3 protein-coding genes and 1 pseudogene are annotated in these 2,438 nt (G+C 71.9%); all 4 read right to left on the bottom strand.

From position 1 onward, the window contains the following. A partial coding sequence (locus tag F3J18_RS36710; RefSeq protein WP_166917035.1) for a biopolymer transporter ExbD occupies positions 1–446 on the bottom strand: 446 nt, incomplete at its 3' end. A 13-nt stretch (positions 447–459) separates the two neighbouring features. After that, complete coding sequence (locus tag F3J18_RS36705) at positions 460–1,158, bottom strand: MotA/TolQ/ExbB proton channel family protein (RefSeq protein WP_025096793.1); 699 nt, start codon at positions 1,156–1,158, stop codon at positions 460–462. 22 nt (positions 1,159–1,180) lie between these two features. Continuing rightward, positions 1,181–1,978, bottom strand: coding sequence for a 4-hydroxy-tetrahydrodipicolinate reductase (gene dapB, locus F3J18_RS36700; RefSeq protein ID WP_025096794.1), 798 nt, complete (start codon positions 1,976–1,978; stop codon positions 1,181–1,183). Between the two features lie 127 nt (positions 1,979–2,105). Next, positions 2,106–2,438 (bottom strand): annotated as a pseudogene (locus F3J18_RS36695) (outer membrane protein assembly factor BamE); the annotation flags it as partial.

The following is a 2,438-nucleotide window of genomic DNA, read 5'->3' as shown; positions in this document are numbered from 1 at the left end:
GTAGCCCCTCCGCGCGCGGGCGGCGCGGCCGCCGCATCGGGATCGGTGACGAAGCCGATGCGCGACAGGCCCGCCGCCTGAGCCGCGCCCATCACGCGCGCGATCACCTCGTAGCGAGCCGAGGCGGCCGCGCGCAGATGCAGCTCGGGAGGTTGCGGCTGCGCGGCGGCGGCGCGAAAGCGCGCCGCCAGCGCGTCCTGGCTCAGCGGCGTCGCGTCCCAGAACAGATGGCCGTCGGCGTCGATCGACAGCGTGATGGTGTCGGGCAGCTCGCGCGCGCTGGCCGAGGCGACCTTCGGCAGGTCGAGCCGGATCGCGTGCGTGAGCAGCGGCGCGGTGATGATGAAGATCACCAGCAGCACCAGCATCACGTCGATCAGCGGCGTCATGTTGATGTCCGCCATCGGCGCGGCCGCTTCCTGGTGATCGAGTCCGCCGAATGCCATCTCGCCTCCCGTGTCAGGCGCCGTCGCCGGCTGATTGGCCCGCTTCGCCGCCGGGCTCGCCGCCCGCCGTGGCATGCAGGTCGCGCGCGAAGCCGTCGAGATCCTCGCTCAGCTGGCGCACCAGGCGCCCGAGCAGGTTGTAGGCGAGCACGGCCGGGATCGCCACCACCAGGCCGAAGGCGGTCATGATCAGCGCTTCGCCGACCGGGCCGGCCACGTTGCCGATCTGCGCCTGGCCGCTCTCGGCGATGCTGCCGAGCGCGTGATAGATGCCCCATACGGTGCCGAGCAGCCCGACGAAGGGCGCCGTGCTGGCGATCGAGGCCAGCAGCACCAGGCCGAATTCGAGCCGGCGCTGCGAGCCGCGCATCGCCTGGCGCACCGCGCGCAGCACGCGCTCGCCGCGCTCCACGCGCGCCCCGAGCAGGCTGGGCGCGGCGTCGGCCGCTTCCCGCGCGGCCTCGGCCAGCGGCGCGAACACCCGCTCGCGATCAGCCGAGCGCAGCGCGGCCAGCCCCTCGTCGAACGAGCCGGCGCGCCAGAACGCGGCGATCGCCCCCGGGCCCTGGCGCTTCGCGCGCGCCAGCGTCCAGGCCTTCACCAGCAGGAAGCACCAGCTCGCGACCGACATCGCGAACAGCAGCCAGGCCACGCCGTGCGTGACGGCATCGCCGCTCGCCAGATAGTGGACTACGCCGGTTTCCGTCGCCATGCGCGCCTCCCGGGGTTGCGGCTCAGCGCAGGCCGAGCACGTCCTGCATGTCGAACAGCCCAGCCGGCTTGTCGGCCAGGAAGCGCACCGCGCGCATCGAACCCTGCGCATACGAGACACGGCTCGAGGACTTGTGGGTGATCTCGATACGCTCGCCGATGCCGGCGAACAGCACGGTGTGATCGCCGACGATGTCGCCGCCGCGAATCGCCGTGAAGCCGATCGTCGAGGGATCGCGCGGGCCGGTCTCGCCGTGGCGGTCGTAGACCGCGCAATCCTCGAGCTTGCGACCCAGCGAGGCGGCCACGGTCTCGCCCATCATCAGCGCGGTGCCCGAGGGCGCATCGACCTTGTGGCGGTGATGCGCCTCGATGATCTCGATGTCGTAACCCTGCTCGAATTGCCTGGCGGCGAATTCGAGCAGCTTCAGCGTGACGTTCACGCCCACGCTCATGTTCGCCGAGAACACGATGCCGACCTGGCTCGCCGCCTCGCGCAACTGCGCCTTCTGCGCCTCGCTGAAGCCGGTGGTGCCGATCACCAGCTTGACGCCATGGCGGCGCGCCGCGTCGAGATAGCCGATCGTGGTATCGGGCCGCGTGAAGTCGATCAGGCAGTCGGCCTCGGCGAACACGCGCTCGACGTCGTCGGTGATGGCGACGCCGGTCGGCTTGCCGAGGAAGGCGCCCGCGTCCTGGCCCAGGTGGGCGGAACCCGGACGGCCGAGCGCGCCGACCAGGGTGGCGTCGGCGTCGTTGAGCACCGCTTCGATCAGCATCCGGCCCATACGGCCCGATGCACCGGCAATGGCAATTTTCATGGTCGTGTTGCGTATCTGCTTGATGAGCTTGAAAACGTGAAGGCTTCGCGCGACCGCCGGATCCAGCGCCCGCGGGGGCGGAAACGAACCGGGCGGCCGAAGCCGCCCGTCTGGGTAGTCTGCCCGCTCAGTTCGAGTTCGGCGGCGCCGAGATATCGGTCGGCGGCGCCGTCAGCGGCTGGTTCGGCAGTTGGTCGGAGCCCTGCGGGCCGACCGGCTGGCTGCCGTCGCTCGGCGCGGTGGGCTGCGGCGGACGATGGAACTGGAACTGCGGCTGGATCGCCGGGCTCGCTCCCGGCGGCAGGCCGCCCGGCGTCGGCGCGGACGGCGCGGTCTGCGAGGACGGCCGGAAGCGGCTGGCCTGCGAGCCCTGGCCCGATACCTGGGCGGTGGCGCGGTTGGCCGCGCGCGCGGCCTCGGTATTCGCGTCGGACTGGCCGACCTGGCTGGCCGAAGCCGG

The sequence above is a fragment of the Burkholderia sp. Ax-1720 genome (assembly GCF_011753035.1).
Taxonomy (GTDB): Bacteria; Pseudomonadota; Gammaproteobacteria; order Burkholderiales; family Burkholderiaceae; genus Burkholderia; species Burkholderia gladioli.
The sequence above is the reverse complement of the archived record's forward strand: the minus strand, read 5'-3'. Positions and strand labels throughout refer to the sequence as shown.